Annotated in this window: 31 protein-coding genes; 16 read left to right on the forward strand and 15 right to left on the reverse strand. The window is 54.5% G+C overall.

Annotation, left to right across the window (positions count from 1 at the left end; genetic code table 11):
* Positions 1 to 100: 100 nt before the first annotated feature.
* The 9 genes from flgJ to flgB are packed head-to-tail and all read right to left on the reverse strand — an operon-like array spanning position 101 to position 7,303.
* Positions 101 to 1,042 carry a flagellar assembly peptidoglycan hydrolase FlgJ gene (gene flgJ / locus PZBJ_RS01345; protein ID WP_101760845.1) on the reverse strand — a complete coding sequence of 314 codons (942 nt, stop codon included), beginning with the start codon at positions 1,040 to 1,042 and terminating at the stop codon, positions 101 to 103.
* Positions 1,042 to 2,148 (reverse strand): flagellar basal body P-ring protein FlgI, encoded by a 1,107-nt coding sequence (locus PZBJ_RS01350; protein ID WP_101760846.1) that lies wholly within the window; start codon positions 2,146 to 2,148, stop codon positions 1,042 to 1,044. Before PZBJ_RS01350 ends, flgJ begins: the two co-directional genes overlap by 1 nt.
* 12 nt (positions 2,149 to 2,160) lie before the next feature.
* Entirely contained in the window at positions 2,161 to 2,871 is a 711-nt protein-coding gene (locus PZBJ_RS01355; protein WP_097094260.1) for a flagellar basal body L-ring protein FlgH, read from the reverse strand.
* A gap of 60 nt (positions 2,872 to 2,931) precedes the next feature.
* Positions 2,932 to 3,714 (reverse strand): flagellar basal-body rod protein FlgG, encoded by a 783-nt coding sequence (flgG, locus tag PZBJ_RS01360; RefSeq protein ID WP_007885801.1) that lies wholly within the window; start codon positions 3,712 to 3,714, stop codon positions 2,932 to 2,934.
* A gap of 17 nt (positions 3,715 to 3,731) precedes the next feature.
* Positions 3,732 to 4,490: a flagellar basal body rod protein FlgF gene (locus PZBJ_RS01365; RefSeq protein ID WP_101760847.1), complete on the reverse strand. Its 759-nt coding sequence runs from the start codon at positions 4,488 to 4,490 to the stop codon at positions 3,732 to 3,734.
* Positions 4,491 to 4,510: 20 nt separating this feature from the next.
* Positions 4,511 to 5,773: a flagellar hook protein FlgE gene (gene flgE / locus PZBJ_RS01370; RefSeq protein WP_101760848.1), complete on the reverse strand. Its 1,263-nt coding sequence runs from the start codon at positions 5,771 to 5,773 to the stop codon at positions 4,511 to 4,513.
* A gap of 25 nt (positions 5,774 to 5,798) precedes the next feature.
* A complete protein-coding gene (gene flgD / locus PZBJ_RS01375; protein ID WP_101760849.1) occupies positions 5,799 to 6,470 on the reverse strand; it encodes a flagellar hook assembly protein FlgD in 672 nt (223 codons plus the stop codon).
* A gap of 12 nt (positions 6,471 to 6,482) precedes the next feature.
* Entirely contained in the window at positions 6,483 to 6,887 is a 405-nt protein-coding gene (flgC, locus tag PZBJ_RS01380; RefSeq protein WP_064740862.1) for a flagellar basal body rod protein FlgC, read from the reverse strand.
* A 2-nt stretch (positions 6,888 to 6,889) separates the two neighbouring features.
* Positions 6,890 to 7,303, reverse strand: coding sequence for a flagellar basal body rod protein FlgB (gene flgB, locus PZBJ_RS01385; RefSeq protein WP_008103091.1), 414 nt, complete (start codon positions 7,301 to 7,303; stop codon positions 6,890 to 6,892).
* Positions 7,304 to 7,456: 153 nt separating this feature from the next.
* Here flgB and flgA point away from each other — a divergent pair, with 153 nt between their 5' ends.
* The 3 genes from flgA to flgN all read left to right on the forward strand — a co-directional run bounded on the left by flgA (position 7,457) and on the right by flgN (position 8,964).
* The gene (gene flgA / locus PZBJ_RS01390) at positions 7,457 to 8,116 is read left to right on the forward strand and encodes a flagellar basal body P-ring formation chaperone FlgA (protein ID WP_101760850.1); all 660 of its coding nucleotides are present in this window, start codon (positions 7,457 to 7,459) and stop codon (positions 8,114 to 8,116) included.
* A 105-nt stretch (positions 8,117 to 8,221) separates the two neighbouring features.
* On the forward strand, positions 8,222 to 8,527 hold the full coding sequence (gene flgM, locus PZBJ_RS01395; protein WP_101760851.1) for a flagellar biosynthesis anti-sigma factor FlgM: 306 nt from the start codon (positions 8,222 to 8,224) through the stop codon (positions 8,525 to 8,527).
* A 5-nt stretch (positions 8,528 to 8,532) separates the two neighbouring features.
* Positions 8,533 to 8,964 carry a flagellar export chaperone FlgN gene (flgN, locus tag PZBJ_RS01400; protein ID WP_101760852.1) on the forward strand — a complete coding sequence of 144 codons (432 nt, stop codon included), beginning with the start codon at positions 8,533 to 8,535 and terminating at the stop codon, positions 8,962 to 8,964.
* A gap of 284 nt (positions 8,965 to 9,248) precedes the next feature.
* Here the strand turns inward: flgN and murJ are convergent, their stop codons facing one another.
* The 4 genes from murJ to rimJ all read right to left on the reverse strand — a co-directional run bounded on the left by murJ (position 9,249) and on the right by rimJ (position 13,081).
* Positions 9,249 to 10,787 carry a murein biosynthesis integral membrane protein MurJ gene (gene murJ, locus PZBJ_RS01405; protein ID WP_101760853.1) on the reverse strand — a complete coding sequence of 513 codons (1,539 nt, stop codon included), beginning with the start codon at positions 10,785 to 10,787 and terminating at the stop codon, positions 9,249 to 9,251.
* 121 nt (positions 10,788 to 10,908) lie between these two features.
* A complete protein-coding gene (locus PZBJ_RS01410) occupies positions 10,909 to 11,829 on the reverse strand; it encodes a Gfo/Idh/MocA family protein (protein WP_101760854.1) in 921 nt (306 codons plus the stop codon).
* 1 nt (position 11,830) lies between these two features.
* Entirely contained in the window at positions 11,831 to 12,472 is a 642-nt protein-coding gene (locus tag PZBJ_RS01415) for a DUF480 domain-containing protein (RefSeq protein ID WP_101760855.1), read from the reverse strand.
* Between the two features lie 15 nt (positions 12,473 to 12,487).
* Positions 12,488 to 13,081: a ribosomal protein S5-alanine N-acetyltransferase gene (gene rimJ / locus PZBJ_RS01420; RefSeq protein WP_101760856.1), complete on the reverse strand. Its 594-nt coding sequence runs from the start codon at positions 13,079 to 13,081 to the stop codon at positions 12,488 to 12,490.
* Between the two features lie 245 nt (positions 13,082 to 13,326).
* Between rimJ and mdtH the strand changes: the two genes are divergently transcribed.
* The 10 genes from mdtH to PZBJ_RS01470 all read left to right on the forward strand — a co-directional run bounded on the left by mdtH (position 13,327) and on the right by PZBJ_RS01470 (position 21,046).
* Positions 13,327 to 14,529: a multidrug efflux MFS transporter MdtH gene (gene mdtH / locus PZBJ_RS01425; protein ID WP_101760857.1), complete on the forward strand. Its 1,203-nt coding sequence runs from the start codon at positions 13,327 to 13,329 to the stop codon at positions 14,527 to 14,529.
* Between the two features lie 89 nt (positions 14,530 to 14,618).
* Complete coding sequence (gene grxB, locus PZBJ_RS01430) at positions 14,619 to 15,266, forward strand: glutaredoxin 2 (protein WP_101760858.1); 648 nt, start codon at positions 14,619 to 14,621, stop codon at positions 15,264 to 15,266.
* A gap of 111 nt (positions 15,267 to 15,377) precedes the next feature.
* The gene (locus PZBJ_RS01435; RefSeq protein WP_101760859.1) at positions 15,378 to 15,941 is read left to right on the forward strand and encodes a lipoprotein; all 564 of its coding nucleotides are present in this window, start codon (positions 15,378 to 15,380) and stop codon (positions 15,939 to 15,941) included.
* Between the two features lie 135 nt (positions 15,942 to 16,076).
* Positions 16,077 to 17,123 carry a dihydroorotase gene (gene pyrC / locus PZBJ_RS01440; protein ID WP_101760860.1) on the forward strand — a complete coding sequence of 349 codons (1,047 nt, stop codon included), beginning with the start codon at positions 16,077 to 16,079 and terminating at the stop codon, positions 17,121 to 17,123.
* A 68-nt stretch (positions 17,124 to 17,191) separates the two neighbouring features.
* Positions 17,192 to 17,437, forward strand: a complete 246-nt coding sequence (gene dinI, locus PZBJ_RS01445; RefSeq protein WP_101760861.1) for a DNA damage-inducible protein I — start codon at positions 17,192 to 17,194, stop codon at positions 17,435 to 17,437.
* 143 nt (positions 17,438 to 17,580) lie between these two features.
* The gene (locus PZBJ_RS01450) at positions 17,581 to 17,850 is read left to right on the forward strand and encodes a hypothetical protein (RefSeq protein ID WP_101760862.1); all 270 of its coding nucleotides are present in this window, start codon (positions 17,581 to 17,583) and stop codon (positions 17,848 to 17,850) included.
* Between the two features lie 278 nt (positions 17,851 to 18,128).
* On the forward strand, positions 18,129 to 18,383 hold the full coding sequence (bssS, locus tag PZBJ_RS01455) for a biofilm formation regulator BssS (protein ID WP_008103119.1): 255 nt from the start codon (positions 18,129 to 18,131) through the stop codon (positions 18,381 to 18,383).
* A 106-nt stretch (positions 18,384 to 18,489) separates the two neighbouring features.
* A complete protein-coding gene (gene solA / locus PZBJ_RS01460; protein WP_101760863.1) occupies positions 18,490 to 19,605 on the forward strand; it encodes an N-methyl-L-tryptophan oxidase in 1,116 nt (371 codons plus the stop codon).
* Between the two features lie 291 nt (positions 19,606 to 19,896).
* Positions 19,897 to 20,469: a cytochrome b gene (locus PZBJ_RS01465; RefSeq protein ID WP_101761036.1), complete on the forward strand. Its 573-nt coding sequence runs from the start codon at positions 19,897 to 19,899 to the stop codon at positions 20,467 to 20,469.
* Position 20,470: 1 nt separating this feature from the next.
* Entirely contained in the window at positions 20,471 to 21,046 is a 576-nt protein-coding gene (locus PZBJ_RS01470; RefSeq protein ID WP_101760864.1) for a YceI family protein, read from the forward strand.
* Positions 21,047 to 21,090: 44 nt separating this feature from the next.
* Here the strand turns inward: PZBJ_RS01470 and trhO are convergent, their stop codons facing one another.
* Positions 21,091 to 22,146: an oxygen-dependent tRNA uridine(34) hydroxylase TrhO gene (trhO, locus tag PZBJ_RS01475; protein WP_101760865.1), complete on the reverse strand. Its 1,056-nt coding sequence runs from the start codon at positions 22,144 to 22,146 to the stop codon at positions 21,091 to 21,093.
* A 267-nt stretch (positions 22,147 to 22,413) separates the two neighbouring features.
* On the opposite strand from trhO, the gene PZBJ_RS01480 reads away from it, so the two are divergent.
* From PZBJ_RS01480 to PZBJ_RS01490, 3 genes are all read left to right on the forward strand, one after another.
* A complete protein-coding gene (locus PZBJ_RS01480; RefSeq protein ID WP_101760866.1) occupies positions 22,414 to 23,337 on the forward strand; it encodes a Kdo(2)-lipid IV(A) acyltransferase in 924 nt (307 codons plus the stop codon).
* Positions 23,338 to 23,895: 558 nt separating this feature from the next.
* Positions 23,896 to 24,162 (forward strand): hypothetical protein, encoded by a 267-nt coding sequence (locus PZBJ_RS01485; RefSeq protein ID WP_008103132.1) that lies wholly within the window; start codon positions 23,896 to 23,898, stop codon positions 24,160 to 24,162.
* A gap of 119 nt (positions 24,163 to 24,281) precedes the next feature.
* Positions 24,282 to 24,677 (forward strand): MysB family protein, encoded by a 396-nt coding sequence (locus PZBJ_RS01490; protein ID WP_101760867.1) that lies wholly within the window; start codon positions 24,282 to 24,284, stop codon positions 24,675 to 24,677.
* A gap of 6 nt (positions 24,678 to 24,683) precedes the next feature.
* On the opposite strand, the gene PZBJ_RS01495 is transcribed toward PZBJ_RS01490, so the two are convergent.
* The gene (locus PZBJ_RS01495; protein ID WP_101760868.1) at positions 24,684 to 24,923 is read right to left on the reverse strand and encodes a YceK/YidQ family lipoprotein; all 240 of its coding nucleotides are present in this window, start codon (positions 24,921 to 24,923) and stop codon (positions 24,684 to 24,686) included.
* Positions 24,924 to 25,055 lie beyond the last annotated feature (132 nt).

A 25,055-nucleotide genomic window follows, 5' to 3' on the forward strand; every position in this document is an offset into this window, starting at 1 on the left:
CGTTAACCGGGCTGGCAGTCATCAGTGCGATTGCGCGGACGAGAACGCCCGCGGCATGTGATTGTTATCGGCGTGCTTAAGTGAAACTTGAGAGCAAAAATCAGAACAAATCGGTGATGTCGTTGCTATACGCCTTCACCACTTTTTCGCCCATGTTTTTGAATTGCTGGATCATTCCCACCAGTTTCTGCGCATAGTTTGGATCGGTGGCGTAACCGGCGGCCTGCAAGGCACGCGCGCCCTGCTCGGCACTCGGTGCGTTGGCAACGGCGGCATAACGAGGATTATTGGACAGCAGTTTGACGTAATCGCTGAGCGCTTCCATATAGGAACCATACACACGGAAACTGGCGCGCACTTTCTTCGCTGCCCCGCCTTCGTATTCGGTGGTCATGATATCGGTGGTTTCGCCCTTCCAGTCGCCGCTCGCCTTGATGCCAAACACGTTGTAACTCGGCTTGCCGTCACGCGTCAGAATCTGTCGCTGGCCCCAGCCGGATTCCAGCGCGGCCTGCGCCAGAATCAGGTGATGCGGAATACCGCTCTGCTGGCTGGCGACCTGCGCCGGCTGCGCCAGCTGCGCGATAAAGTCGTTGCTGTCGCTCGGCAAACTGCTGGGCGAGACCGGCAAACGCGGCACCGCTTTACGTACCATCTGCTCCAGCTGATTCGACGGCAGATTGCTATAGATGAAGCTGTTATCCAGCTTCATCGGCACCGTACCGGCGGTTTCGTCCGGCTCCTGAGCGGGCTGCATCTGCTTAACGATGATATCGGCCATGCCGAGACCACGTTTGCCTATGTCCTGTGCAATCTGCTGATCGTACATCGAGGTGAAAAGCCGCGTCTGATCGTTGCTCAGCAGGCCATCCTGCGGCAGCGCTGCACGCATGCTTTTCATCATCATCTGCACAAACATCCCTTCCACCTGTTTGGCCACCTGCATCGCCTTCCCTTTCGGGTCGGCGGCGGCTTCGCGTTTCAGGTCGTTCAGCGAGCGGCTGTCGTACGCCGCATTCACCAGCGATTGCGTATCGTTCATCAGATAATTTCCAGTTTGGCGCGCAAGCAGCCTGCGCTTTCCATCGATTGCAAAATCGACATCAGCTCAATCGGTGACGCACCCAGCGCATTCAGTGCACGCACCACGTTATTGAGGTTGGCGCTGGCGTTAACCCGTTGCAGCGCGCCGCCACTCTGGCGCAGATCGATCTGGGTATTGTTGGTGGTCACAGTCTGCCCACCCGCCAACGGCGTATCCGGCTGACTGACGTTCTGCTGCTGATTGACGGTAACCGACAGATTGCCCTGCGCCACCGCACAGGTGTTCAGCGTCACTTCGCGGTTCATCACCACCGAACCGGTACGTGAGTTGATAATCACCTTGGCATCTTCGAGCGGCACCGCAACATCGAGGTTCTGAATTTCGGCCAGCAGACGCACCTGAGAACTGTTATTCGGCGAGACGCGAATCTGCACAGTACGGGCATCCAGCGGCTGCGCCGAACCAATCCCACGGCTGTTGATGGCGTCGGCAATGCGCTGCGCCATGCTGAAATCTTCATTATTCAGCTGCAGGTTAATGGTGTTCTGGCTACCAAAGTTGCTCTGCAGTTCACGCTCTACCGTGGCGCCGCCGGTAATGCGGCCACCGTTCAGCTGGTTAACCTGCACGCTGCTGCCACCGGCTGAAGCGCCGGCACCGCCGACCAGAATGTTACCCTGCGCCAGCGCATAAACCTGGTTATCGACGCCTTTCATCGGCGTCATCAGCAGCGTACCGCCGCGCAAACTCTTGGCGTTACCCAGCGAAGAAACCACCACATCAACGGTTTGCCCCTGACGCGCAAAGGTTGGCAGCTTGGCGGTCACCATCACGGCCGCTACGTTTTTCAGCTGCATATTGGTGCCAGCCGGCACAGTAATGCCGAGCTGGGAGAGCATGTTGCTCACGGTTTGGGTGGTGAACGGCGTTTGGGTGGTCTGGTCACCGGTACCATCAAGGCCCACCACCAAACCGTAACCGATCAGCTGGTTGTCGCGCACGCCCTGCACGGAGGTCAGATCGCGGATGCGGTCAGCATGCGCCAGTAAGCTGAAACCGAGCAGCATGCCAAGGCTCAGGCGGAGCAGAGTCGTCATATTCATTGTTACTACCTCTTACATCGGCGAGACGTTCAGGAAGAAACGCTGGAACCAGCCCATCGTCTGCGCTTCATTGATATAACCATTTCCGACGTACTCAATACGTGCATCGGCCACCTGCGTTGACAGCACCGCGTTGCTGGCGCTGATGGTGCGTGGGTTAACCACGCCCGAGAACCGGATAAATTCGGTGCCCTGGTTAATTTCGATCTGTTTCTCACCCACCACGCGCAGGTTGCCGTTCGACAACACCTGATTGACGGTGACGGTGATGGTGCCCGTAAAGGTGTTGTTGGCCGTCGCGCCACCTTTACCGGCGAAGTCATTTTTGCCATTGGCATCCAGCGTGGCTTTTTCGCCACCAGCACCCACCAGACCGCTCAGGCCGGTTGGTACACCTGTCACACCAAAACTGTTGCTGCCATCGCGGCTGGCATTGGCCGAAGAACTTTTGCTGGCGCTGACGTTTTCCTGCAAGGTGATCGTCAATGTATCGCCAATGTTGCGTGGACGACGATCCTCAAACAGCGGCTGATAGCCGTAGTTCAGCGGTGCGACGCCCTGAAAAATGGAACCGTTCACCACCGGCGGTGCGGATGGCGTCGGCTCTGCCGTAGTCGATCCCTGTACCAGTGGTGTGCGCGGAACCAGCGCACAACCGTTAAGCGTGAGTAGCAGCGTGGCTACCAACCAATGACCAGGCTTGAGAATCACTTGCTTCGCCACTTTTTGACCTTCTTCATGTTGCTTAATCAGGCCAGCGGAGCTGGCCCAACGACACCAGCATTACAGCTGGGTTAACTTCGCCAGCATCTGATCGGAGGTGCTGATCGCTTTACTGTTGATCTCGTAGGCGCGCTGCGTCTGAATCATGGTGACCAGCTCTTCCGCCACGTTGACGTTCGAGGTTTCGACATAACCCTGATACAGCAGACCCGCGCCGTTCTGGCCTGGCGTACTCTGCGTCGCCGCACCGGATGCCTGCGTCTCCTGATAGAGGTTTTCACCCTGGCTGTTCAGGCCCGCATCGTTCATGAAGGTGCTCAGCGTCAGCTGACCGACCTGCGCCGGGTTGGTCTGGCCCTGCTGCGTTACGCTCACCACGCCATCGCGCGAGATCGTGATGCTGGTGGCGTTAGCCGGAATAGTGATGCCTGGCTGTACCGGATAACCGGCGTTAGTCACCAGCTGACCGTTCTGGTCAACCTGGAATGAACCATCACGGGTATACGCCGAGGTGCCGTCCGGCATCTGCACTTCGAAATAACCCTGGCCGTTAATCGCCACGTCTTTCGAGTTGCTGGTCTGCGACAGGTTACCCTGCTGATGCAGACGTTCAGTGGTGACAGGACGCACACCGGTACCTATCTGCAAACCAGACGGCAGCGTGGTTTGCTCTGACGACTGCGTGCCCGGCTGACGCAGGGTTTGGTACATCAAATCTTCGAATACCGCGCGCGAACGTTTAAAGCCGTTGGTGCTTACGTTCGCGAGGTTGTTGGAGATGACGTCCATGTTGGTTTGCTGAGCGTCAAGACCGGTTTTGGCGATCCATAAAGAACGAATCATGGTGTTTTCCTTACGCCTTAGCTGCTCATGTTGAGCAAGCTGTTAGCTTTTTGTTCGTTTTCATCGACGTTGGAGATCACTTTCATCTGCATCTCAAAACGTCGGGCGTTGGCGATCATATCGACCATGGTTTCCACCGGCTTGACGTTACTGCCCTCCAGCACGCCGGGCATCACCGTCATGGTGGCATCATTTGCCAGCGCAGCGCCGCGCGTCGCCTGGGTTTGCTGATTAGGACGGAACATGCCGTCATCACCGCGCTGCATCTCTTTACCGGTGGCGCGCACCAGCTTCAGGCGACCAATCTGCACCGTGGCATTGGGTGCATCACCGGCGTTACGCGAGGTGATGGTCCCGTCTGCCGCGATGGTCAATTCAGCGCCTTGCGGGATGGCGATCGGACCCCCATCGCCCATTACGGGATTGCCCTGAATAGTCAAAATACCGGTCGCGCTGATCTGCATGTTGCCGTTGCGGGTATAAGCTTCGGTACCGTCAGCGGCACGCACCGCCAACCAGCCGTCCTGCGCGACCCCCACATCCAGCGTGCGGCCGGTGTTGTCCATCGAGCCCGGTGACATATCGGCGCCCGGCGTGGAAGCGGCAACCAGCGTACGCGTCGGCAGCGACCAGCCGCTGACCGGCACCGCGCGCAACGCGTTGAGCTGAGCACGAAAGCCCGGCGTTGAGGCGTTGGCGAGGTTGCTGGCCGTTACCGACTGCTGATCCAACGTCTGACTGGCCGCGCCCATGGCGGTATATATTGCGTGATCCATAAAGCAATCCCGTTAGCGAATTAACGTAAGTTAACCAGGGTGTTAAGAATCTGGTCCTGAGTTTTGATGGTCTGGCTGTTGGCCTGATAGTTACGCTGCGCAACGATCATGTTCACCAGCTCTTTGCTCATATCGACGTTGGACGCTTCCAGCGCACCTGAAGTCAGGTTGCCGTAAGTACCGGTGCCTGCCAGACCAGTGGCGGCCTGACCTGATGAGCTGGTGGCAGACCAGACGTTGTCACCTTCAGACTTCAGACCTTCCGGGTTAGAGAAACTCGACAAGACAATTTGTCCCAGAAGTTGGGTTTTCTGGTTGGAGTAGGTGCCAGTAATGGTGCCGTCATCATTGATGGTGTAGCTGGTGAGATCGCCAGGCTGATAACCGTCTTGCGTTGGGTTACCAAAAGTGGTCGCACCGGTGTTTTGCTGCAGGCTACCCAACATGCTCAGGCTGATATTCATGCCATTCGCCCCGTTGGTGCCGTCCACAACCAGGTTTGCCAGGGAAGCGCTGGTGTCAGCAACACCCGCTGCAGTGATTTTCCCCACCTGCGTCAGCTTACCGTTAGCATCAAATTGCATCTGATAACCCAGGTTGTCACCGCCCAAAGTATTACCAACTTCATTACCGGTGGTGGAGTCAACCATGTGCACGGTCCAGGTGTTATCCGCCGTTTTGATGTAGTACATGTCTAACTGGTGATCGTTACCCTGCGTGTCGTACACCGTCATGGTGGTTTTCGCGTTGTAGCTATCAACGTTGGACTTATCAAACGGGGTGACGGTCGGGGTGGTGCTGGTGGAGTTCAGGTTGGCAACCTGGGTAGCAGTTGTTGTTGCACGTGCCCCCATCTGCGTGGTTGGAATACTCAGCGCCACTGGGTTGGCACCGGTCTGAATGGTTGGTGGTGTACCGCTGGCCGGATAGCCGGTGACGTTCAGACCCTGGGTGTTCACCAGGTTACGGTTGGCATCCAGCGTGAACTGGCCGTTACGGGAATAGAACACACCGCCGCTGGCGTCGGTCATGCGGAAGAAACCGTTGCCGCTCAGTGCCACATCCAGTCCACGACTGGTTGACGTCGTACTTCCATCACCAAAGTCCTGAATGACGGCGGCAACTTTGGTACCCAAACCCACGTTAGAGCCGGCAAACATATCGGCAAAAGCAATGGTGCTGGATTTAAAACCGGCTGTGGCGGAGTTGGCGATGTTGTTACCAATCACATCCAGATTGCTGGAGGCAGCATTGAGGCCGCTCACCGCTTGTGAAAAAGACATGTAATCTCTCCTGCTAAAAGGTTAATCAGAGAATCTGACGAATTTCATCGAGGGTTGCGGAGCCCATGGTGCCGAGATCCAGTTTTGTGGTGCCATCAGTGGTGCTGACGCCATTGACGTAGGCATAGTTCAGCGGCTGCGCCACCAGTTGCGTGCTGCCATTGCTGGCGGCCAGCGAAACAGAATATTTGCCATCCGCGGCGGTAGAACCGTCATCCAGCTTGCCGTCCCACGAGAAGGTGTGGACGCCAGAGCTCAGTTTGCCGAGGTCAATGGTGCGGACCGTGGCGCCGTTACTGTCTTTAATCGTGACACTGGTGGCCGTGGACGCTGTCGCCAGCTCAATGCCAAACGGCGTAGTCGTACCGCTGCCCACCAATATCTGCGAACCATTGACCATCACACCGTGACCAATCAGCGTTGAACTCTGCAGCGACTGGCTGGTAGTGATCTGGCCAGAGATGGATCCCAGCGTGGTATTCAGCTTTTCAATACCGCTCAGGGTGTTGATCTGTGCCAACTGCGTGGTGAGCTGGCTGTTATCCATAGGATTAGTGGGATCCTGGTTTTTCAGCTGCGCCACCAGCATGTTCAGGAACTGATTCTGCAGGTCGGCGGAAGAGTTACCGCTCGAAGCGCTACTGGAGGTCAGTACCGTTGGGTCCAGACTGTCTTTAATTCCTACTGCTACGCTCATATTCGTTCTCCGTTACTGACCGATAGTGAGAGTTTTCATCATCATTGACTTCACCGTGTTCAGCACTTCAACGTTGGCCTGGTAGCTGCGCGACGCGGACATGGTGTTAACGGTTTCGGACACCACATCAACGTTTGGCATCTTGACGTAGCCCTTCTGATCCGCCAGCGGATTGCCCGGGTCGTACACCAGTTTTGCCGGGGTAGGATCGTTCACCACGCCAGCGACCTTCACGCCGCCGGTGGCTGCACCTTGTGCGGCGTCGGTCTGGAAAATCACCTGCTTCGCCACGTAAGGCTGGCCATCTGGGCCGGTCACGCTGTCGGCGTTGGCCAGGTTACTGGCACTGACGTTGAGGCGCTGTGATTGCGCTGTCATCGCAGAACCGGCGATATCAAAGATATTCAGCAATGCCATGCTTATTGCCCCTGCAGAACGCTCATCATGCCTTTGATCTGGCTACTGATGAGGGTGAGATCGGTTTGGTATTTCAGGCTGTTATCAGCAAACTGCGTACGTTCGCGATCCATATCCACGGTGTTGCCATCCGCGGCGGGTTGATCGGGAATGCGGTACAGCAGATCCAGTGACGGCTGAGAGTTGGTTTGCGCTTCAATGTGGCGTGAGGACGTCACATTCAGCGCCAGACTGCTGCCTTCGGCGCGACCGTTTTGCATCACCTTGCTCAGCTGGCTGGCAAAGTCGATATCCCGCGCCTGGTAGCCCGGGGTATCGGCGTTGGCAATGTTTGACGCCAGGATTTCCTGACGCTGAGCACGTAGGTTTAACGCTTCAGTACCAAATCGCAGCGCGGCATCGAGTTTGTCGAGCATGCTTCCTCCGCGAATGAGAATTTCGAGCTGACAGCTTAAGTGGACAAATGCAAGGGTGATCGTCTGAATAGCAGCAAAAATGACGGCTATTTTTGACATTGATTTTTTTGCGCGAGGCGTAGACTCAGTGCCATCTTCTCGTCAGGAGGCGTTATGCGCAGATATTCCACCTTGCTAGCCACACTTTTGCTGGCACTGGCGCTACCCAGCTCTGCTGCGGACCTTACCGCGCAGTTGACCCAATTTTTTAAAGCGCGCGACCCACAACATGCCGCGGGCATGACGGTGGTGGTGCGTACGCCACAGGCGCAGTGGCCAAACTGCGAAACCCCTGAACTGCAGCTACCGGGCAATAGCCGTCAGTGGGGCAACATCAGCATCGCCGCCAACTGCGACCAAAATCGTCGTTTCCTGCAGGTTCAGGTGCAGGTCACCGGGCAATATCTGGTGGCGAGCCGTCAGGTGGCGCGCGGCAGCAATCTCAGCCCGACGGACGTGCGTCTGGCAACCGGACGTCTCGATGAACTGCCAGCACGCGCATTGATGGACAGCAGCGGCGTCATCGATGCGATCGCACTACGCGATATCCCGCCAGGACAGCCGGTCACCGCCACCATGGTACGTCAGCCGTGGCGCGTGAAAGCCGGTCAAAATGTGATGGTAGTCGCCAGTGGAAACGGGTTTAATGCCAGCAGCGAAGGACGTGCGCTGAACAACGCCAGCGCGGCACAAATGGTGCGCGTGAGGATGGGAAATGGTCAGGTTGTCAGTGGTCGCGTCGACGCGGATGGGAATATTCTGATATCGCTATAAAGCGTTAAAGAACCCTGTTGTTCTGCCGATAGAGATATCAACAAAGACATTACCCTATGCTGACTCAGTTGGCTGACCCCCAACTGACCTTACAGGAGCCTTACCATGAGCATCGACAGAACGCAGCCTACGAATCCGGTTAGCACTGTTCAAACACGCGACAATAACGATAACAGCAGCAAAGTGCGTCAGAGCGCGACGCCCGCAGCCAGCACCACCAGCGAAAGCGGTGCGGAAGTGAAGTTGAGTACCGCGCAGGCGCAACTGATGCAGCCTGGCAGCAAAGATATTAATACAGCGCGCGTTGAGCAGCTGAAGACGGCCATTCGTAATGGCGAATTGAAAATGGATACCGGTAAGATCGCCGACGCGCTGATCGCCGATACCAAGGCGTATTTAGAGGGTAACTAATCCCAATGGACCATCTGCTGATCACCTTAGACAAAATGCAGGACGTGCTGACATCCCTTGCGGTGGTAATGGATGAGGAACAACAGCAACTTTCTGCCGGCCAGATCAATGGCAACCTGCTGCAGCGTATTTCTGAAGATAAAAGCGCGCTGCTGACGACGTTGAATTATCTGGACGAGATGCGCCGCACCACCGAGAAAACGCTCGGCACGCAGGCGCCCTATGGTGATCACAGCGATCGCGAAAGCCGCTGGATGCGTATTCAGCAGCACACGCGCCGCTTGCGCGATGCCAATACGCATAACGGGATTTTGTTGCAGCATCAAATCGGCTACACCAATGAAGCATTGGCGGTGTTGCGACCCCACCAAACCCAGGCGTTTTACGGCCCGGATGGTTTGGGTAAAGGTCAGGCGACGCTGAGTCGTAAAGGGTAGAAAAAAGTGGGTTTGAAGAGGCTGCTATCTTTTGGGATGGCGGCCTTTTTGTTGTGTGCGGGACCTACAGCATCTGCCGCTGCCGGGCGGTCCTCGCGCCGCTTACGCGGTACCTTCAGCTTCAACGTTGTGCCGACGTACCGTTCGGGATCGGGCTTCCTGCCCGGCCCGAACTGAGCCCCGCATCCATGCGGGTCTCTCCTGGCCCACCGTTTACGCTTCAGCGCTGCGGATTGCCCTTACGCAGCGGCAGACGCTGCATGTCCATTAAGAGAGTGCGGCCTTTAAACCAGCGTGCGTCGCGCGAAGTCGCGCGGGCGGAAGCCGAGCAGACCAAGCATCACAAAGTATGCGCCGCCGCCAATGGCGCAGACCGCCGCCAGACGAATCAGGCGCCACCACATCTGCCCCTCTTCCCATGCCGGCATCACCTGCAGAATGCCAAACAGCGCTGCGGCCATTACCACTACGGCAATCAGCAAACGGGTCAGGAAACTGAACCAGCCAGGCTGCGGCTGGAAGATATCCTGCTTACGCAGTTGCCAGTACAGCAGCGCAGCATTCAGGCAAGCGGCCAGACCGATCGACAGCGACAAACCGGCATGTTTGAGCGGGCCGATAAACGCCAGGTTCATCAGCTGCGTCACAATCAGTGTCACGATGGCAATTTTCACCGGAGTTTTAATGTCCTGACGAGAATAGAAGCCGGGTGCCAGCACTTTCACCACGATCAGCCCCATCAAACCCACTGAATAGGCAATCAGCGCGCGCTGCGTCATCAGGGCATCAAACGCGGTGAACTTGCCGTACTGGAACAGCGCGACCGTCAGCGGCCCGGACAAAATGCCCAACGCCACCGCGCTCGGCAGCGCCAGCAGGAAGCAGAGGCGCAGGCCCCAATCCATCAACCGTGAATACTCTTCCTGATTACCGCTGGCAAAACTCTTCGCCAGCGAGGGCAGCAAAATGGTGCCCAGCGCCACGCCCAGCACGCCGGAAGGAAACTCCATCAGGCGATCGGCGTAGTACATCCACGAAACCGAACCGGAAACCAAAAAGGAGGCGAAAATGGTGTTGATGATCAGTGAAATCTGGCTCACCGACACGCCGAGTATCGCCGGCCCCATTTGACGCATTACGCGCCATACGCCCGCATCGCGCAGATTCAGACGTGGCAAAACCAGCATGCCAATCTTCTTCAGATGCGGCAACTGATAGAACAGCTGCAACACGCCGCCGACCACCACGGCCCACGCCAGCGCCATCACCGGCGGATTAAAATGCGGCGCAGCGAAGACAGCAAAACCAATCATGCTGATGTTCAGCAGCGTCGGCGCAAACGCCGGCACGGAAAACCGGTTCCAGGTATTGAGGATCGCGCCCGCCAGCGAGGCCAGCGAGATCAGCAAAATATAGGGAAAGGTGACGCGCAGCAGCGCGCTGGTTAAGGCAAATTTATCGGCGGTATCGGCAAAGCCTGGCGCCGTCACCACAATCACCCAGGGCGCAGCGATCATCCCTAACACGGTCACCACCGCCAGCACCAGCGTCAGTAATCCGGAGACGTAAGCGACAAACACGCGCGTGGCATCTTCACCCTGCTTGCTTTTATATTCCGCGAGGATCGGCACGAACGCCTGAGAAAACGCGCCTTCAGCGAAGATACGGCGCAGCAGGTTCGGCAGTTTGAAGGCAACAAAGAAGGCATCGGTTGCCATTCCTGCGCCGAAAACGCGCGCCACAATGGCATCGCGGGCAAAGCCCAGTACGCGGGAAAACAAGGTCATCGAACTGACCGCAGCCAGCGATTTCAACAAATTCATATTGAGTGGCGCATCCTGAAAAGTGTCGGAGAAATGAGCGACTTAGCGCGGACATCCCGTGATGTCCGGCGATAGTCTACTGCCACGGCGGGAAATGACCAGCATTGAGTGTTACAAGGAATTATTCACGTTCGGCATCGCGCCACAATTTTTCCACCAGACGCTGCGCCGCCAGCGCCTGTTCGCCACTGGTTTCAGGCATCGTCTGATTTTCAACACACTGAATGAAATGGTGCGCTGCGCCGCTGAAACCGCGCTGAGTAAGGTGGCTTTGCCACGCGGGCGGCACATCACGCACCATGCCGCCGCGGTTTTCCTGCTGCCAGTCGCGCATCTCGTTAATTTCGATGTAATCACCGTCGCAGATGGCGCTGACGACTTCGCGTTGCGTCCCGGCGCGACGATGCATGCTGGTGGTGATTTGCAGCGATCCGGCGGAGAAATGGTGTTCGGCGTACAGCATCGCGCCATCATCATTGGTCTCAATGTGCCCTAACTCGCGCGTCAGGCTGCCGCCCGCCAGCCACAGCGCGGTGTCCACCACGTGCAGATAATCGTCCAGCAGGGTAAAACGCAAATCCTGTGGACCCACGCTATCCGCGCGGTGCTTTTCAATGCGCAGCGAGGCGGCGCGTGACATGTCACTTTTCAGCTGCTGATAACGCGGCGCAAAGCGGCGGTTAAATGCCACCATCAGCTTGCGCTTCTGCTTGTCCGCCAGCGCCACCAGCGCTTCGGCCTGTTGCAGCGTTTCGGCTAACGGTTTATCGACGCACACATCTTTGCCCGCCAGCAGCAGCGCTTTAACCACTTCGTAATGGCTGGCGGTGCTGCTGTGAACAAACACCGCATCACTGGCGGCGGCCAGCGCATCCAGTTGACCAAAATAAGGTATGCGATAGCTATCGCAGATCGGTTGCGCCTTTGCCTGATTGGGCGAAAACGCACCCGCTAATTGCCAGCCGCTGGCTTGCGATAAAACCGGCAGCCATGCTTTCTGCGCGATACCGCCCAATCCTACAATGCCAATACGCAATGTCATATTAGTGCTCCTTTTGCAGCAGCTGTTGCAGTTGCGACTGCAACTCAGCAACCGTTTCTTCAAGTTGCGCGACACGCGCGGTTAAATCGCCGTTGTCACTGACGCTTTCTGCGCTGGCCGCGTCTTCCTCTACTTCGCCACCAAAAAGATGCATATAGCGGCTTTCACGTTTGCCCGGTTCGCGCGCCAGTCGCACCACCATTGGGCCATCCTCGCGCGTGCTTAAACCGATAAGCGTCTGCTCGACTTCATTCATATCGCTGAATTCATGCAGACGACCGCTGCGGGTGCGCAGTTCGCCCGGCGTCTGTGCACCGCGCAGGAACAGCAGCGTCAGCACGGCGACTTCAGCGCTATTCAACTGCAGATTGCCGAAAGCGGAATTGCAGAAGCGCTGTTCATACTTGCTGACGCGTTGACCGAAGCCGTTATTGGCGGTCACCAGATGCTTTTTCACCAGCTCATCAAGCTGCGCTTGCACCTCCATCTCGCTGAGATTGAGCACCGGTTCGCGGTTAGATTTCTGATTACAGGCGGTGACAACGCCATTAAGGGAGAGCGGATATTGATCCGGCGTGGTGACCTGCTTCTCCAGCAGGCATCCAATCACGCGCAATGCCTGCGCGGATAAGGCCATTTTCATTGAGGTGATCCCTTATTATTGTCCACGACGATCCGGGGTCCACTCCCGGCAGGTCAACGCGGTGAGTACATGATCCTGCCAGCGCCCATCGATCAGCAAGTAATCTTTGGCGTAACCCTCTTTTTCAAAACCAAGACGCGCCAGCAGATCGCCACTGCGCTGATTGTGCGGCATATAATTAGCCATTATGCGGTGAATACGTTGCTGGCGTTGCATATAGCGAAGGGTGGTAGTGAGCGCTTCAAACATCAGTCCCTGACCTTGCCACTTCTCGCCCAGTGAATAGCCGAGATAGCAGGCGTGAAACGATCCGCGCAGCACGTTGCTGTAATTCGCCACACCACGCACTTCGGTCTCTTCCGGGTCCATCAGCACAAAATAGTAGGCTGAGCCCTGTTTATGCATGTCGGCGATCAGTCCGAGGCGCGCTTGCCAGCCCGAAGGATAACAATGGCTCTCGTCGCGCACCGGTTCCCACGGCTTGAGAAACGCACGATTTTCAGCGTAATAATCCGCTAATCGCCAGGCATCGCGTTCGTGTACTAAACGCACCACTAAGCGATCGGTAGTGAGGCGCACGCGTGGGCCAGCAGAACGATAGCCAAACATCATGACTCCTGAAATCCATAACTTAAGAAAGATGTACGCCAGCGGCGATACTTCTCACTATAACCGTCACCCAGCTTGCGGTAAAACCCTTGAACGCGTTCCTCAGGATTCATCCTGATTTAGGATTAATATTTCTGCGGATTCGATGAAAAAATATCATCCTGAGAAAGCTGTTTTTCGCCGCTGTGCAGGCGGAAAATAGACCAATTGGTCTCTTATCTCCTCTCATTTGCTCAGGAATTAGCATGTCTCGGGTTGCGCGGGCACGACGCCTCGGTAAAACATTTCTTTTAGTGGATAACATGCTGGTTGTGATGGGCTTTTTCGTGGTGTTTCCCCTCATTTCCATCCATTTTGTCGAACAGCTGGGCTGGGCCGCGTTGATGGTCGGTATTGCGCTTGGCTTGCGCCAGTTCGTCCAGCAGGGATTCGGCATCTTCGGCGGTGCGATTGCCGACCGTTTTGGTGCGCGTCCGCTGATCGTTACTGGTATGCTGATGCGCGCGGCGGGTTTTGCCTGCATGGCGCTGGCGCATGAACCCTGGCTGCTGTGGTTTGCCTGTTTGCTTTCCGGCCTTGGCGGTACGCTGTTTGATCCGCCACGCAGCGCGCTGGTGATGAAACTGGTGCGCGCACGCGATCGCGGCCGCTTCTTCTCCCTGCTGATGATGCAGGACAGCGCCGGTGCGGTGCTGGGTGCGCTGATTGGTAGCTGGCTGCTGGCGTGGGATTTCCGTCTGGTGTGCTGGGTTGGCGCGGCGGTATTTGTCACTGCTGCGCTGTTTAACGCCGTTTGGTTACCGGCGTGGCGCATCTCGACCGAACGCATTGCGATGCGTGAAGGGATGCAACGCGTCTGGCAGGACAAGCGTTTTCGCCTGTACGTGCTGACTTTGACCGGCTACTACATTCTCGCCGTGCAGGTGATGTTGATGCTGCCGGTGATGGTGAATCAGGTAGCCGGGGCGCCTGCTGCGGTGAAGTGGATGTACGCGATTGAAGCGCTGCTGTCATTAAGCCTGCTCTATCCGCTGGCGCGCTGGAGCGAAAAACGCTTCCGCCTCGAAACGCGTTTGATGGCCGGCTTGTTCCTGATGACGTTCAGCCTGCTGCCGGTTGGCATGACCGATTCGCTGCCGTCGCTGTTTATGCTGATCGCCCTCTTTTATCTGGGCTCAATCATCGCGGAACCGGCGCGAGAAACGCTCAGCGCTTCGCTGGCCAGTTCGCGTGCGCGCGGCAGCTATATGGGCTTCAGCCGACTCGGCCTCGCGATTGGCGGTTTGATCGGCTACTCCGGTGGCGGCTGGATGTTCGATATGGGCCAGCAATGGGCGCTGCCGGAACTGCCGTGGATGCTGCTGAGCAGCGTTGGCATGATCACCCTTTTGGCGCTTTGGTGGCAGTTCCAGCCGCGTTCGGTGGCACCAGCGATTTTCAGCAGCTAATTTGCCCCCGCCACAGATCTCTTCCATACTTCCCGCACGTCCGGAAAAAGGGTGACCTCTGTCACCCTTAGAACCACAGGAGAAACGGGATGAAACTCTACATCTACGATCACTGCCCTTTCTGCGTCAAAGCACGCATGATTTTCGGCTTAAAAAATCTGCCGTTAGAACTCATCGTTATGCTAAATGACGACGAGCAAACACCGAAAAAATTGATCGGCCAGAAAATGGCGCCGATTCTGCAACAGGCCGACGGCAGCGCTGTACCGGAAAGTATGGATATTGTGCGGCTGGTAGATAAATACGATCACCAACCGCTGCTTAATGGCAAAAGCAACCCTGCGATCAGCGACTGGCTGCGCCACGTGAATGGCTACGTCAATAAGCTGCTGCTGCCGCGCATCGCCGATGCCTCCTTCGCCGAATTCGCTACGCCGGAAGCGCGTAGCTACTTCAGCGAGAAGAAGCAGGCCAGCGTGGGCGATTTCAGCGAGTTGCGTAAACACGCGCCGGGCTTAATCAAAAACATCAGCGACGATCTGCGTCAGCTCGACAAGCTGATCGTCAAACCCAATGCGGTAAATGGCGAACTGTCGGAAGATGATATTCATCTTTTCCCGCTGCTGCGCTCCTTAACGCTGGTCAACGGCATTGAATGGCCAAGTCGCGTTGCCGATTATCGCGACAACATGGCGAAACAAACCCAGGTTAATCTGCTCTCCTCCATCGCCGCATAATCTTCATCCCTGAGAGGCGCTGCGGCGCTTCTCATCTCTCTCCTGGTGACACATGCCGCTGATTCAGGCAGGCTATCGCTGTTTTGCCGTTTCGATCAGGATGAGGACAATATGAAAAAGGCGCTTACCGGGCTTTTCGCTCTGCTTTTTGCCGTGCTACTCAGCGGCTGTAACCAATTGACGCAATACACCATCAGCGAACAGGAAGTGAATCAGGCGCTGCAAAAGCGCAATAACTTCGAAAAAGATATCGGCGTTTCCGGGCTGGTGAATGCGCACATTGTGCTGAGCGATCTCAACAGCCAGATTGGCCGTGAAGAACCCGGCAAAATAACGCTCTCGGGTAAAGCCAACATCAATGTCAGCTCGCTGTTTGGTCCGCAGCAGGCCGAAATGCTGCTGAAGATGAAGGCGCAGCCGGTTTACAACGCACAGGAAGGCGCGATTTATCTGCATGACATGGAGATTGTCGATGCGCAGGTGCAGCCAGAGAAAATGGCGTCGATTATGAAAACCCTCACGCCGTATCTCAATGAGTCGCTGAAGCGCTACTTTAATGAGAGACCTGCTTATGTGCTGAGTGCAGACCGCAGCAAAGGCGAAGCGCTGGCGAAGAAACTTGCTAAAGGAATTGAAGTGAAACCGGGCCAATTGGTGATTCCGTTTACAGATTAATCCGCGCAACCGCACCTTCCGGTGCGGTTTTTGTTTGTCACAATAAAATCCCGTGCAAACGGTTGCCCACATCCTTATGATTACTCCCCGGCCTAAACGTGCCTCTCGTTTTCTTCTCAGCCGGAGTCTTTTTGAATGACAGCCCAACCTCAGCACATTACCATCCGCCGCCCTGACGACTGGCACATCCATCTGCGCGATGGCGCGATGCTTAACGCCGTACTGCCTTATACCAGCGCAGTAAATGGTCGTGCGATTGTCATGCCAAACCTGGTTCCACCGGTTATCAGCGTGGCCGCTGCCGTGGCGTATCGCGAGCGCATCATGGCTGCGTTACCTGCTGAGCACGCTTTTACTCCGCTGATGACCTGCTATCTCACCGATTCACTTGATCCCGATGAGATCGAGCGAGGCTTCCGTGACGGCACTTTTACCGCCGCCAAACTCTATCCTGCGCACGCCACCACCAACTCCAGCCACGGCGTGACCAACATCGCCGCCATCGCTAAGGTGCTGGATCGCATGCAGCAGATCGGCATGCCAATGCTGGTGCACGGCGAAGTGACCGATTCTCACATCGATATTTTTGATCGCGAAGCGCGCTTTATTGAAACCGTGTTGGAACCGCTGCGTAAACAGTTCCCGGCGCTGAAAGTGGTGATGGAGCACATCACCACGAAAGAAGCGGCGGAGTATCTGGCAGCCGGTAATGATCTGCTGGGCGCCACAATTACGCCACAGCACCTGATGTTCAACCGTAACCACATGCTGGTGGGCGGCGTGCGTCCGCATCTTTACTGCCTGCCGATTCTGAAGCGCAATATCCATCAGGAAGCGCTGCGTAAGCTGGTTGCCAGCGGGAATCGTCGCGTATTCCTCGGTACCGATACCGCGCCACATCTGCGTCACCTCAAGGAAGCCAGCTGTGGCTGCGCCGGCGTGTTTAATGCGCCGACCTCATTGCCGGCGTACGCCACAGTGTTTGAGGAGCTGAATGCGCTGGAACATTTCGAAGCCTTCTGCTCGGAGAACGGCGCGAACTTCTACGGTCTGCCGCTGAATGAAGGCACGCTGACGCTGGTGCGAGAATCCTGGCAGGTTGAAGAGAGCATTGCGCTGGCGGATGACACGCTGGTGCCTTTCCTTGCCGGTGAAACGCTGAACTGGCGCATCAAAGAATAATTATCTGCTGCTTGCCTTCGGGAAATTTATACTGTACAAATAAACAGTATATTATCCCGGAGGCTTCTATGCGTGTTGAAATTACCGTAGCAAAAACTTCGCCCCTTCCTGCGGGTGCACTGGATGCACTCAGCGTCGAACTGGTTCGTCGCATTACGCAGGATTTCCCCGACGACGATCATCACGTCAAAGTGCGTTATGCCGGCGGCAACCAACTCAGCGTGTTTGGTGGCTGTAAAGAGTCACGCGAACGCATCAGCGAACTGTTACAAGAAACCTGGGAAAGCGCTGACGACTGGTTCAATAACGATTAACTGCCACTGTGCCGTTTTTGCCGGGTATCGCTATCCGGCTTTTTTGTTTTTATTTCCCTCTCGCCAGAAAAACTTCCTGCATCTAGACTCATGTTAAACGATCCCCTATTCTTGCCTCGTCATGCTTACAGGAGGTGTTTTACATGACTACTGAAAAACCAGAAGAGGCGATGACCTTCGGAGAATTGCTGGCATTTATTGCTGAGCAACAGCGCCGCTTAACCGTATTAGAAAATGCGTTTGCCACCTTGACCTTCTGTCTCGACGATCGCGCCAATCAGTTGCTGGTCCACAACCTGACGCTGGAAGCGCAAAACCAGAACCATGACGAGCAGTTACAGCAGCATTTTACCCGGCTGGCGGAAGAGATTCAGAAACGTCACGGCCTGCTGCCGGTCGAGCCACACTCATAAAAGTGCCCCCTTTTTCGGCCTAAAGTTTTCCCTTATAAAAGCCGATAACTTCGTCAGTGTTGCCAGTAATAATTCCAATAAAATGCCTGATGCTGCGGGCATTTTATTATTCGATTAAACGGCAATGTTAACCGCGTTTATTTTTACTCTGTTTAGGTTCGTCATACCTTTTAACTATTGTACCCGCTATTTCATGTTATAATTGTTTCGCTAGTGCACGATACAGCCGCATTGAACCTCAAGAAGCACTTCGTTTAACGAGTAATACGGAGGTTATAATGGACAGAAATAAAGACGTCATCCAGACTCATCCGTTGGTAGGATGGGACATCAGCACCGTAGACAGTTATGACGCCATGATGATTCGCCTGCACTCGCTCTCCTCGCAGGGGCAGAAAGAAGAAGAAGCTGACGTGGGTCCGACCTACTGGCTGACTACCGACGTAGCCAGACAGTTCATCTCTCTACTCGAAGCTGGCATTGCAAAAATAGAGTCTACCGAGCAGTACCTACGCGACAATCAAAAGCATTAATTTCTACTATCGCGTGAAAGGGCACCCAACAGGGTGCCTTTTTCATGGGCGCTCTCTTTTGATATGCTGTTGAAAAATTTCGCTGTTTTGCTGGAGTGATGTCGTTATGGTTTATGATCTGATTGTGGTGGGAAGCGGTTCGGTCGGCGCAGCAGCCGGGTTTTACGCCACGCAGGCTGGCTTATCGGTGCTGATGATTGATAGCGCCCATCCGCCGCACAGCCAGGGCACACATCATGGGGAAACCCGCCTGATTCGCCATGCGTATGGTGAAGGTGAACGCTACGTGCCGCTGGTGCTACGCGCACAGAAACTCTGGGATGAGCTGGAACGCCAGAGCGGCGAGCGCATCATGCATCGCAGCGGCATCCTCAACTTAGCGCCCATCACCTCCTCCTTTATTCAAAATGTTATCGATAGCGCGAGAGCGTGGCAGCTGGATGTGAAAATCCTGCAAGCCGATGAAGTGCGCGCGCGCTGGCCGCAGTTCACGGTGCCGGATGGCTACATCGGCGTGTACGAACCCAACTCCGGCTTCCTCAAATGTGAGCAAGCGGTGCGCAGCTGGGTGCAGCTGGCGGAACAGGCCGGTTGCGCGCAGCTGTTTAACTGTCCGGTGACAGAGATAGGTCGTGACGGCGATCTGCAGCAAGTCACCACCAGCGATGGCATTTTCCGCGCGCGTAAACTGTTGGTCAGCGCCGGTACCTGGGTGAGCCAGTTGGTCGCCGATCTGCCGGTTGCGCCCGTGCGCAAAGTTTTCGCCTGGTATCAGGCAGATGGTCGCTACAGCGAGAACAATAAATTCCCCGGCTTTACCGTGGAGATGAGCGATGGCAGCCACTTTTACGGCTTCCCGGCGGATAACAACGCGCTGAAAGTGGGACGTCACGATGGCGGACAGCTGATGCAAACGCCGGCCGATCGCAAACCTTTTGGCAGCATCGCGGTAGACGGCAACGAATCTTTTAGCTTCCTGCGTAAATTCCTGCCGGGCGTGGGCGTCTGTTTGCATGGCGAAGCCTGCAGCTACGACAATACGCCGGACGAAGATTTCATTATCGATACGCTACCGGGCGAACCTAATCGTCTGATCATCACCGGCTTAAGCGGACACGGTTTCAAATTCGCCAGCGTGCTGGGTGAACTTGCCAGTGAATTTGCGCAGAACAAACCGTTCTCTTTCGATATTGCGCCTTTCTCGCTCGCGCGATTTAACTAAACCATACTTGCCGGTACTAATCCTGTGCCGGCGAAATTGACACAAACTGACAGTTAATTACCTATATCAACATTCAGCGCCGCGCTATGCCGCATTTGGTGTAGTGAATATGCAATACTTCGCAATAAGCCCCGCCTTTTAAGCTATCCCTTCAATTATTCTGACTGAGTTTTAATTAAATCCTCATTTATTCCGAAGATGATTTTCAACTTTATAGAAAAGTAAGGTTAATTGATCTTTCATTGCAAAATGTAGATGCTCATTACCACTTATTTCATTCAGGTGATTTTAATGTGGCGTAATTCCACACAGCAATTCGGCGCTGTCTCGATTTTATTGCATTGGCTTATGGCGCTGGTTATTTACGGCATGTTCGCGCTGGGTTTGTGGATGGTCGGATTGGGCTATTACGATGGCTGGTATCACGATGCGCCCGAAATTCATAAAGGCATCGGCATTCTGCTGTTCGCTGCGCTGCTGCTGCGCCTCGGCTGGCGTTTTATTTCACCGCCGCCCAAACCGTTGGCGAGTTATTCGCCCGCCGTACGACGCAGCGCTACCGCCGCGCACTGGCTGTTATACGGCTTACTGTTGGTGCTGCTGTTCACCGGTTATCTCATCTCCACCGCCGATGGCAAACCGATCTCCGTATTTGGCTGGTTCGCGGTTCCCGCCCTGTTCAGCGGTGCCGCGCAACAAGCGGATCTGGCGGGTGACATTCATCTTTGGCTGGCGTGGGGTTTGGTGCTGATCTCAGCACTGCACGCGCTGGCAGCCCTGAAACACCATTTTATCGACCGTGATGTGACACTGAAAAGGATGTTGGGTTACCGCATCCCGTTAATCTCTGAAAAGGAAAAGTAACATGCTAAAGAAGACATTATTGGCAGTAGCAGCGGCCGGATTATTGAGCGCCAGCCTGACGGCCAGCGCGGCTGATTACAAATTTGATAAGGAAGGCCAGCACGCGTTTGTGCAGTTCCGCATTCAGCACCTGGGCTACAGCTGGTTGTACGGCACCTTTAAAGACTTTGATGGCAGCTTCACTTTTGATGAAGCCAATCCTGCGGCAGATAAAGTCAACGTGACCATCAACACCAACAGCCTCGATACCAACCATGCTGAGCGTGATAAACACCTGCGCAGCGCGGATTTCCTCAACACCGGTAAGTTCCCGCAGGCAACCTTTGCTTCTACCGCCGTGAAGAAAGAGGGTAAAGATTACAAGATCACCGGTGACCTGACGCTGAATGGCGTGACCAAGCCCGTCACGCTGGATGCAAAATTGATCGGTGAAGGCAAAGATCCATGGGGCGGCTACCGTGCAGGATTTGAAGCCAGCGGTGAGATCGTGCTGAAAGAGTTCAACATCAGCAAAGATCTTGGCCCGGCATCGCAGAAAGCTGAACTGATTATTTCGGTGGAAGGCGTGCGTAAGTAAACGAAGTACAGCCTGAAGTCCGCAGACCTCAGGCTGTTTTACGCTTATTTTTTATCTGGCGCCGGAATTGCCATCGTCATGTTCAGCAAACCACGTGATTTGTTGAACACTTTGTTGCCATTTTCACGGCCCGCACGGCGTGCGCGCTGCTCCTCTGGCGACAACGTTGACTCTTCCATGCAGATTGGGCTGCAGCAGTTGTTGTACTTTTCAGCGCAGCTTGGGCACTGAATAAACAGCAAATGACAGCCATCATTGATGCAGTTGGTGTGGCTATCGCAAGGCGTGCCGCACTGATGACAGCTGGAAAGAATATCGTCGGAAATACGCTCGCCCATGCGCTCGTCAAAGACAAAGTTTTTGCCCTTGAAACGCACCGGTAAGCCCTGTTCACGCGCCCGACGGGTGTATTCAATAATCCCGCCTTCGATGTGATAAACATCTTTGAAGCCGTTGTGTTTCATCCAGGCGCTGGCCTTTTCACAACGAATGCCACCGGTACAGTACATAACAATCTTTTTGTCTTTCTGATCCTGCAGCATATCAACGGCCATCGGCAGTTGATCGCGGAAGGTATCGGCCGGCACTTCCATCGCGTTATCGAAGCGCCCCACTTCATATTCGTAGTGGTTACGCATATCCACAAACAGCGCATCCGGATCGTCGAGCATCGCATTAACGTCCGCGGCTTTCAGGTAAGCACCCACATCGCTGGCATCAAAGCTGTTGTCTTCAATCCCATCCGCTACAATGCGTTCACGCACTTTCAGGCGCAGCACCCAAAAAGATTTACCGTCATCATCCAGCGCAATGTTCATGCGCAAGTTATTTAGCGCCGCATCAAAGGCATACAAAGCGGCCTTCATCTTTTCGTAGCGGCTGGCGGGCACGCTGATTTGTGCGTTGATGCCTTCATGCGCAACATAGACGCGACCAAACACCTTGAGTTTGGTTAACTCAACGTAGAGGGCATCACGGAAGGCTTTAGGATCGGCAATCTGGAAGTATTTATAAAAAGAGACTGTGGTACGTGGTTCGGTTTCCGCCAACATACGTTCCTTCAGCTCTTTATTGGAAACAAGGTTATGTAACACTGGCATGGTGTTCGTCCTGTTAGCAATCAGAGAAATTTAGCGCGCGTATGATACCCGAATTCTGCCTGATACAAAAATGTTGGTTTGATAAGCCTGCCGGCTGAAATTACACACGCATTTGTGCGCCACAATTGCGTTTTCGTGCGCATACCTGCTGTCGGAAAGCCGTCCTCGGTCTATGCTTGATTTCAGCCAGAATGAAAAAATGGCATAATGACAAAAAATTACAGAAACCGGACTCTCTGGCATAAGACGCAGGATACTGACATTTCCATGACTCAACTTCCCCAACTCACCCGTGAACTCTTCTATCCACGCTATTGGCTGACCTGGCTCGGCATTGGCTTTCTTTATCTGCTGGTGCTGTTGCCCTATCCGGTACTGCATGCAATTGGCTGCGGATTGGGTCGCGTTGCCATGCGCTTTATGAAGCGGCGCGTTGAAGTGGCGCAGCGTAATCTTGAAGTGTGCTTCCCCACTATGCCGACCAATGAACGCGACGCGATGGTAAAGCACAACTTCGAATCGGTAGGCATGGGGCTGATTGAAACCGGGATGGCGTGGTTCTGGCCAGACTGGCGTATTCGTAAATGGGTCACCACCAGCGGACTGGAGCACGTGACTAACGCGCTGGCAGAGAAGCGCGGCATATTATTAATTGGTATGCACTTTCTGACTCTGGAGTTGGGAGCGCGGGTATTTGGTATGCACAACCCAGGCATTGGCGTGTATCGTCCCAACGACAACAAGTTGATCGACTGGCTGCAAACCTGGGGCCGGATGCGCTCCAATAAAAGCATGCTGGACCGCAAAGATCTGAAAGGCATGATTCGCGCCATGAAGAACAACGACATTATCTGGTATGCACCGGATCATGATTATGGCCCGCGCAGCAGCGTGTTTGCGCCATTCTTCGCGGTTCAGGACGCGGCGACCACCACCGGCACCCATATGCTGATTCGTCTGGCAAACCCAAGCGTGGTGCCGTTCCTGGCGCGACGTCTGCCGAACGCGCGCGGCTATGAGCTGAAAATGATGCCAGATATCCGCGACAAATTTACGCTGGAATCTGAACTTGATACCGCTGTGGTGATGAATAAAGTGGTGGAAGAGACGGTGCTGCTGGCTCCAGAGCAATACATGTGGCTGCATCGCCGCTTTAAAACGCGTCCGCAAGGCGAACCATCAGTTTATTAATATTGGTCGGGGCACTCTGTGTGCTCCACTGTTTATATGCACTAATTTGCCTTTTGGCGCGATCACATGCGGTAATTTATTAGTGCGCCGTGCCAGCCTGAACTTAGGCTGATAGTTGGCTTAGCGCCGCATTTAATCAGACATCACTTTTCTTCAGCACGCAATGTTGACGTAAAATTAACCTTTCCTTGCGCCGCAGCAGCCAAATTCTGCGTTGATGCAGGATTCCCGGAATTGTCACCCATTAATATTTATTCACCAAAGTTTAGCGTTTCGGACCTGATTTCTACGACTTCCAGGGCTATTCCTATTTAATATTGCTAAATCCTTCGGCATCACTTATCAATGAAGTAAAATTAACTTACTAAACAAGGTATTGTCTGATTAAAAAACCCCATATTCCTTTTTATTAAAATAATCGCTTCGCTTATAACTTTATGGAATTGGTTCGTAAAATCGAATCCAGTTAATTTCGATTGCAGTACTTAGCTTCATCCGTTCACTTTTAAAAAATATAAAAAGATTACACACAGCAAATATATCTCAGGACAATATAATATGAATAAAGGTATCTACTACTACGTGACGATCAGTACCGATCAGGAAGGTTATCATCTTCTGCATCGGAAAGAGTGCAAACGCTTACCCGTAAAGGAGGACATGGTATTTATTGGCACTCTATATAATTTAAATCAGGCATTATCAACCGCGCGTATTAATTTTAAAAAGGTTAAGCCCTGTATTAAATGTTGTATTCGTTACTCTGCTCCAATTATTCACGAATCAGTACGTCCGGTATTGCACTTCCCGCAGAAAATAGCCTGACCGGTTGGGCGGTTGAATTTCACGCAACCGCCCAACTGATATTTCCTCTCCGCCCTGCACTTCACGATTTTTCGTCTATCCTTCTGTGAAATCCCTTTTTTACAGACATGGAGTTGATGATGAGCCTGTTTACCACCCTTGAAGAAGCCATTGAAGCCGCTCGTGAAGAGTTTCTCGCCAGCCAACCAGAGATCGCTGAAGAAGATGCCAGTGTAAGCCAGTTCGCCCTGCAGAAGTACGTGATGCAGGATGGCGACATTATGTGGCAGGCCGAATTTTTCGCGGAAGAGGACGGTCAGGGTGAATGCCTGCCAATCTCAAGCGGAGACGCCGCACAAGCCATCTTTGATGGCGATTTTGATGAAGTCGAACTGCGTCAGGAGTGGCAGGCGGAAAATACGCTGCACGAATGGGACGACGGCGAGTTCCAGCTGGAACCACCGCGTGACCTTGAAGAGGGCGAAGCGGCGGCACAAGAGTGGGAAGACGACAACAGCCCTTCTGACAACCTGTAATAACGTTTATTCGTACGGACCGTGACTGGCATCGACGGGCAGTAACAGCGTGTCCATCACCAGCGACAGCGGCAAATCGATAATGGTTAGCACGCGCCACGGTCCGTCACAAACGTCCCACTGCACGCCGGGATAATATTGGTTGCCGTGACCTTGTCCGGGAAAGGTGCGGCTGATGATACTGCCACAACCGGTGAGCAGAAGAATGGCGGCGCTGAGCGCGGTTATTTTCAGGAAATAATTCACAACATTTACTCACAATGAACTGGCGTTAGTTTAACCATCTCGCAGGGACGATGACCACTCCTTAACACGTAAAGATTGCGTCATATTTCTGGCGAAAAAAAAGCGGCATTTCTGCCGCTTTCTACTTTCTCA

This window comes from Pantoea endophytica (assembly GCF_002858935.1).
Lineage (GTDB): Bacteria > Pseudomonadota > Gammaproteobacteria > Enterobacterales > Enterobacteriaceae > Pantoea > Pantoea leporis.

Coding starts and splice junctions, on each gene's coding strand:
- flgB (WP_008103091.1), bottom strand. CDS start 7,303: ATGCTCGACAAACTCGATGCCGCGCTGCGATTTGGTACTGAAGCGTTA.
- PZBJ_RS01350 (WP_101760846.1), bottom strand. CDS start 2,148: ATGAATATGACGACTCTGCTCCGCCTGAGCCTTGGCATGCTGCTCGGT.
- solA (WP_101760863.1), top strand. CDS start 18,490: ATGGTTTATGATCTGATTGTGGTGGGAAGCGGTTCGGTCGGCGCAGCA.
- flgJ (WP_101760845.1), bottom strand. CDS start 1,042: ATGAACGATACGCAATCGCTGGTGAATGCGGCGTACGACAGCCGCTCG.
- PZBJ_RS01480 (WP_101760866.1), top strand. CDS start 22,414: ATGACTCAACTTCCCCAACTCACCCGTGAACTCTTCTATCCACGCTAT.
- flgD (WP_101760849.1), bottom strand. CDS start 6,470: ATGAGCGTAGCAGTAGGAATTAAAGACAGTCTGGACCCAACGGTACTG.
- flgE (WP_101760848.1), bottom strand. CDS start 5,773: ATGTCTTTTTCACAAGCGGTGAGCGGCCTCAATGCTGCCTCCAGCAAT.
- PZBJ_RS01365 (WP_101760847.1), bottom strand. CDS start 4,490: ATGGATCACGCAATATATACCGCCATGGGCGCGGCCAGTCAGACGTTG.
- bssS (WP_008103119.1), top strand. CDS start 18,129: ATGGACAGAAATAAAGACGTCATCCAGACTCATCCGTTGGTAGGATGG.
- PZBJ_RS01470 (WP_101760864.1), top strand. CDS start 20,471: ATGCTAAAGAAGACATTATTGGCAGTAGCAGCGGCCGGATTATTGAGC.
- murJ (WP_101760853.1), bottom strand. CDS start 10,787: ATGAATTTGTTGAAATCGCTGGCTGCGGTCAGTTCGATGACCTTGTTT.
- flgC (WP_064740862.1), bottom strand. CDS start 6,887: ATGGCATTGCTGAATATCTTTGATATCGCCGGTTCTGCGATGACAGCG.
- flgG (WP_007885801.1), bottom strand. CDS start 3,714: ATGATTCGTTCTTTATGGATCGCCAAAACCGGTCTTGACGCTCAGCAA.
- PZBJ_RS01435 (WP_101760859.1), top strand. CDS start 15,378: ATGAAAAAGGCGCTTACCGGGCTTTTCGCTCTGCTTTTTGCCGTGCTA.
- flgA (WP_101760850.1), top strand. CDS start 7,457: ATGCGCAGATATTCCACCTTGCTAGCCACACTTTTGCTGGCACTGGCG.
- trhO (WP_101760865.1), bottom strand. CDS start 22,146: ATGCCAGTGTTACATAACCTTGTTTCCAATAAAGAGCTGAAGGAACGT.
- pyrC (WP_101760860.1), top strand. CDS start 16,077: ATGACAGCCCAACCTCAGCACATTACCATCCGCCGCCCTGACGACTGG.
- PZBJ_RS01465 (WP_101761036.1), top strand. CDS start 19,897: ATGTGGCGTAATTCCACACAGCAATTCGGCGCTGTCTCGATTTTATTG.
- PZBJ_RS01490 (WP_101760867.1), top strand. CDS start 24,282: ATGAGCCTGTTTACCACCCTTGAAGAAGCCATTGAAGCCGCTCGTGAA.
- flgM (WP_101760851.1), top strand. CDS start 8,222: ATGAGCATCGACAGAACGCAGCCTACGAATCCGGTTAGCACTGTTCAA.
- rimJ (WP_101760856.1), bottom strand. CDS start 13,081: ATGTTTGGCTATCGTTCTGCTGGCCCACGCGTGCGCCTCACTACCGAT.
- PZBJ_RS01415 (WP_101760855.1), bottom strand. CDS start 12,472: ATGAAAATGGCCTTATCCGCGCAGGCATTGCGCGTGATTGGATGCCTG.
- PZBJ_RS01485 (WP_008103132.1), top strand. CDS start 23,896: ATGAATAAAGGTATCTACTACTACGTGACGATCAGTACCGATCAGGAA.
- dinI (WP_101760861.1), top strand. CDS start 17,192: ATGCGTGTTGAAATTACCGTAGCAAAAACTTCGCCCCTTCCTGCGGGT.
- grxB (WP_101760858.1), top strand. CDS start 14,619: ATGAAACTCTACATCTACGATCACTGCCCTTTCTGCGTCAAAGCACGC.
- flgN (WP_101760852.1), top strand. CDS start 8,533: ATGGACCATCTGCTGATCACCTTAGACAAAATGCAGGACGTGCTGACA.
- PZBJ_RS01450 (WP_101760862.1), top strand. CDS start 17,581: ATGACTACTGAAAAACCAGAAGAGGCGATGACCTTCGGAGAATTGCTG.
- PZBJ_RS01410 (WP_101760854.1), bottom strand. CDS start 11,829: ATGACATTGCGTATTGGCATTGTAGGATTGGGCGGTATCGCGCAGAAA.
- mdtH (WP_101760857.1), top strand. CDS start 13,327: ATGTCTCGGGTTGCGCGGGCACGACGCCTCGGTAAAACATTTCTTTTA.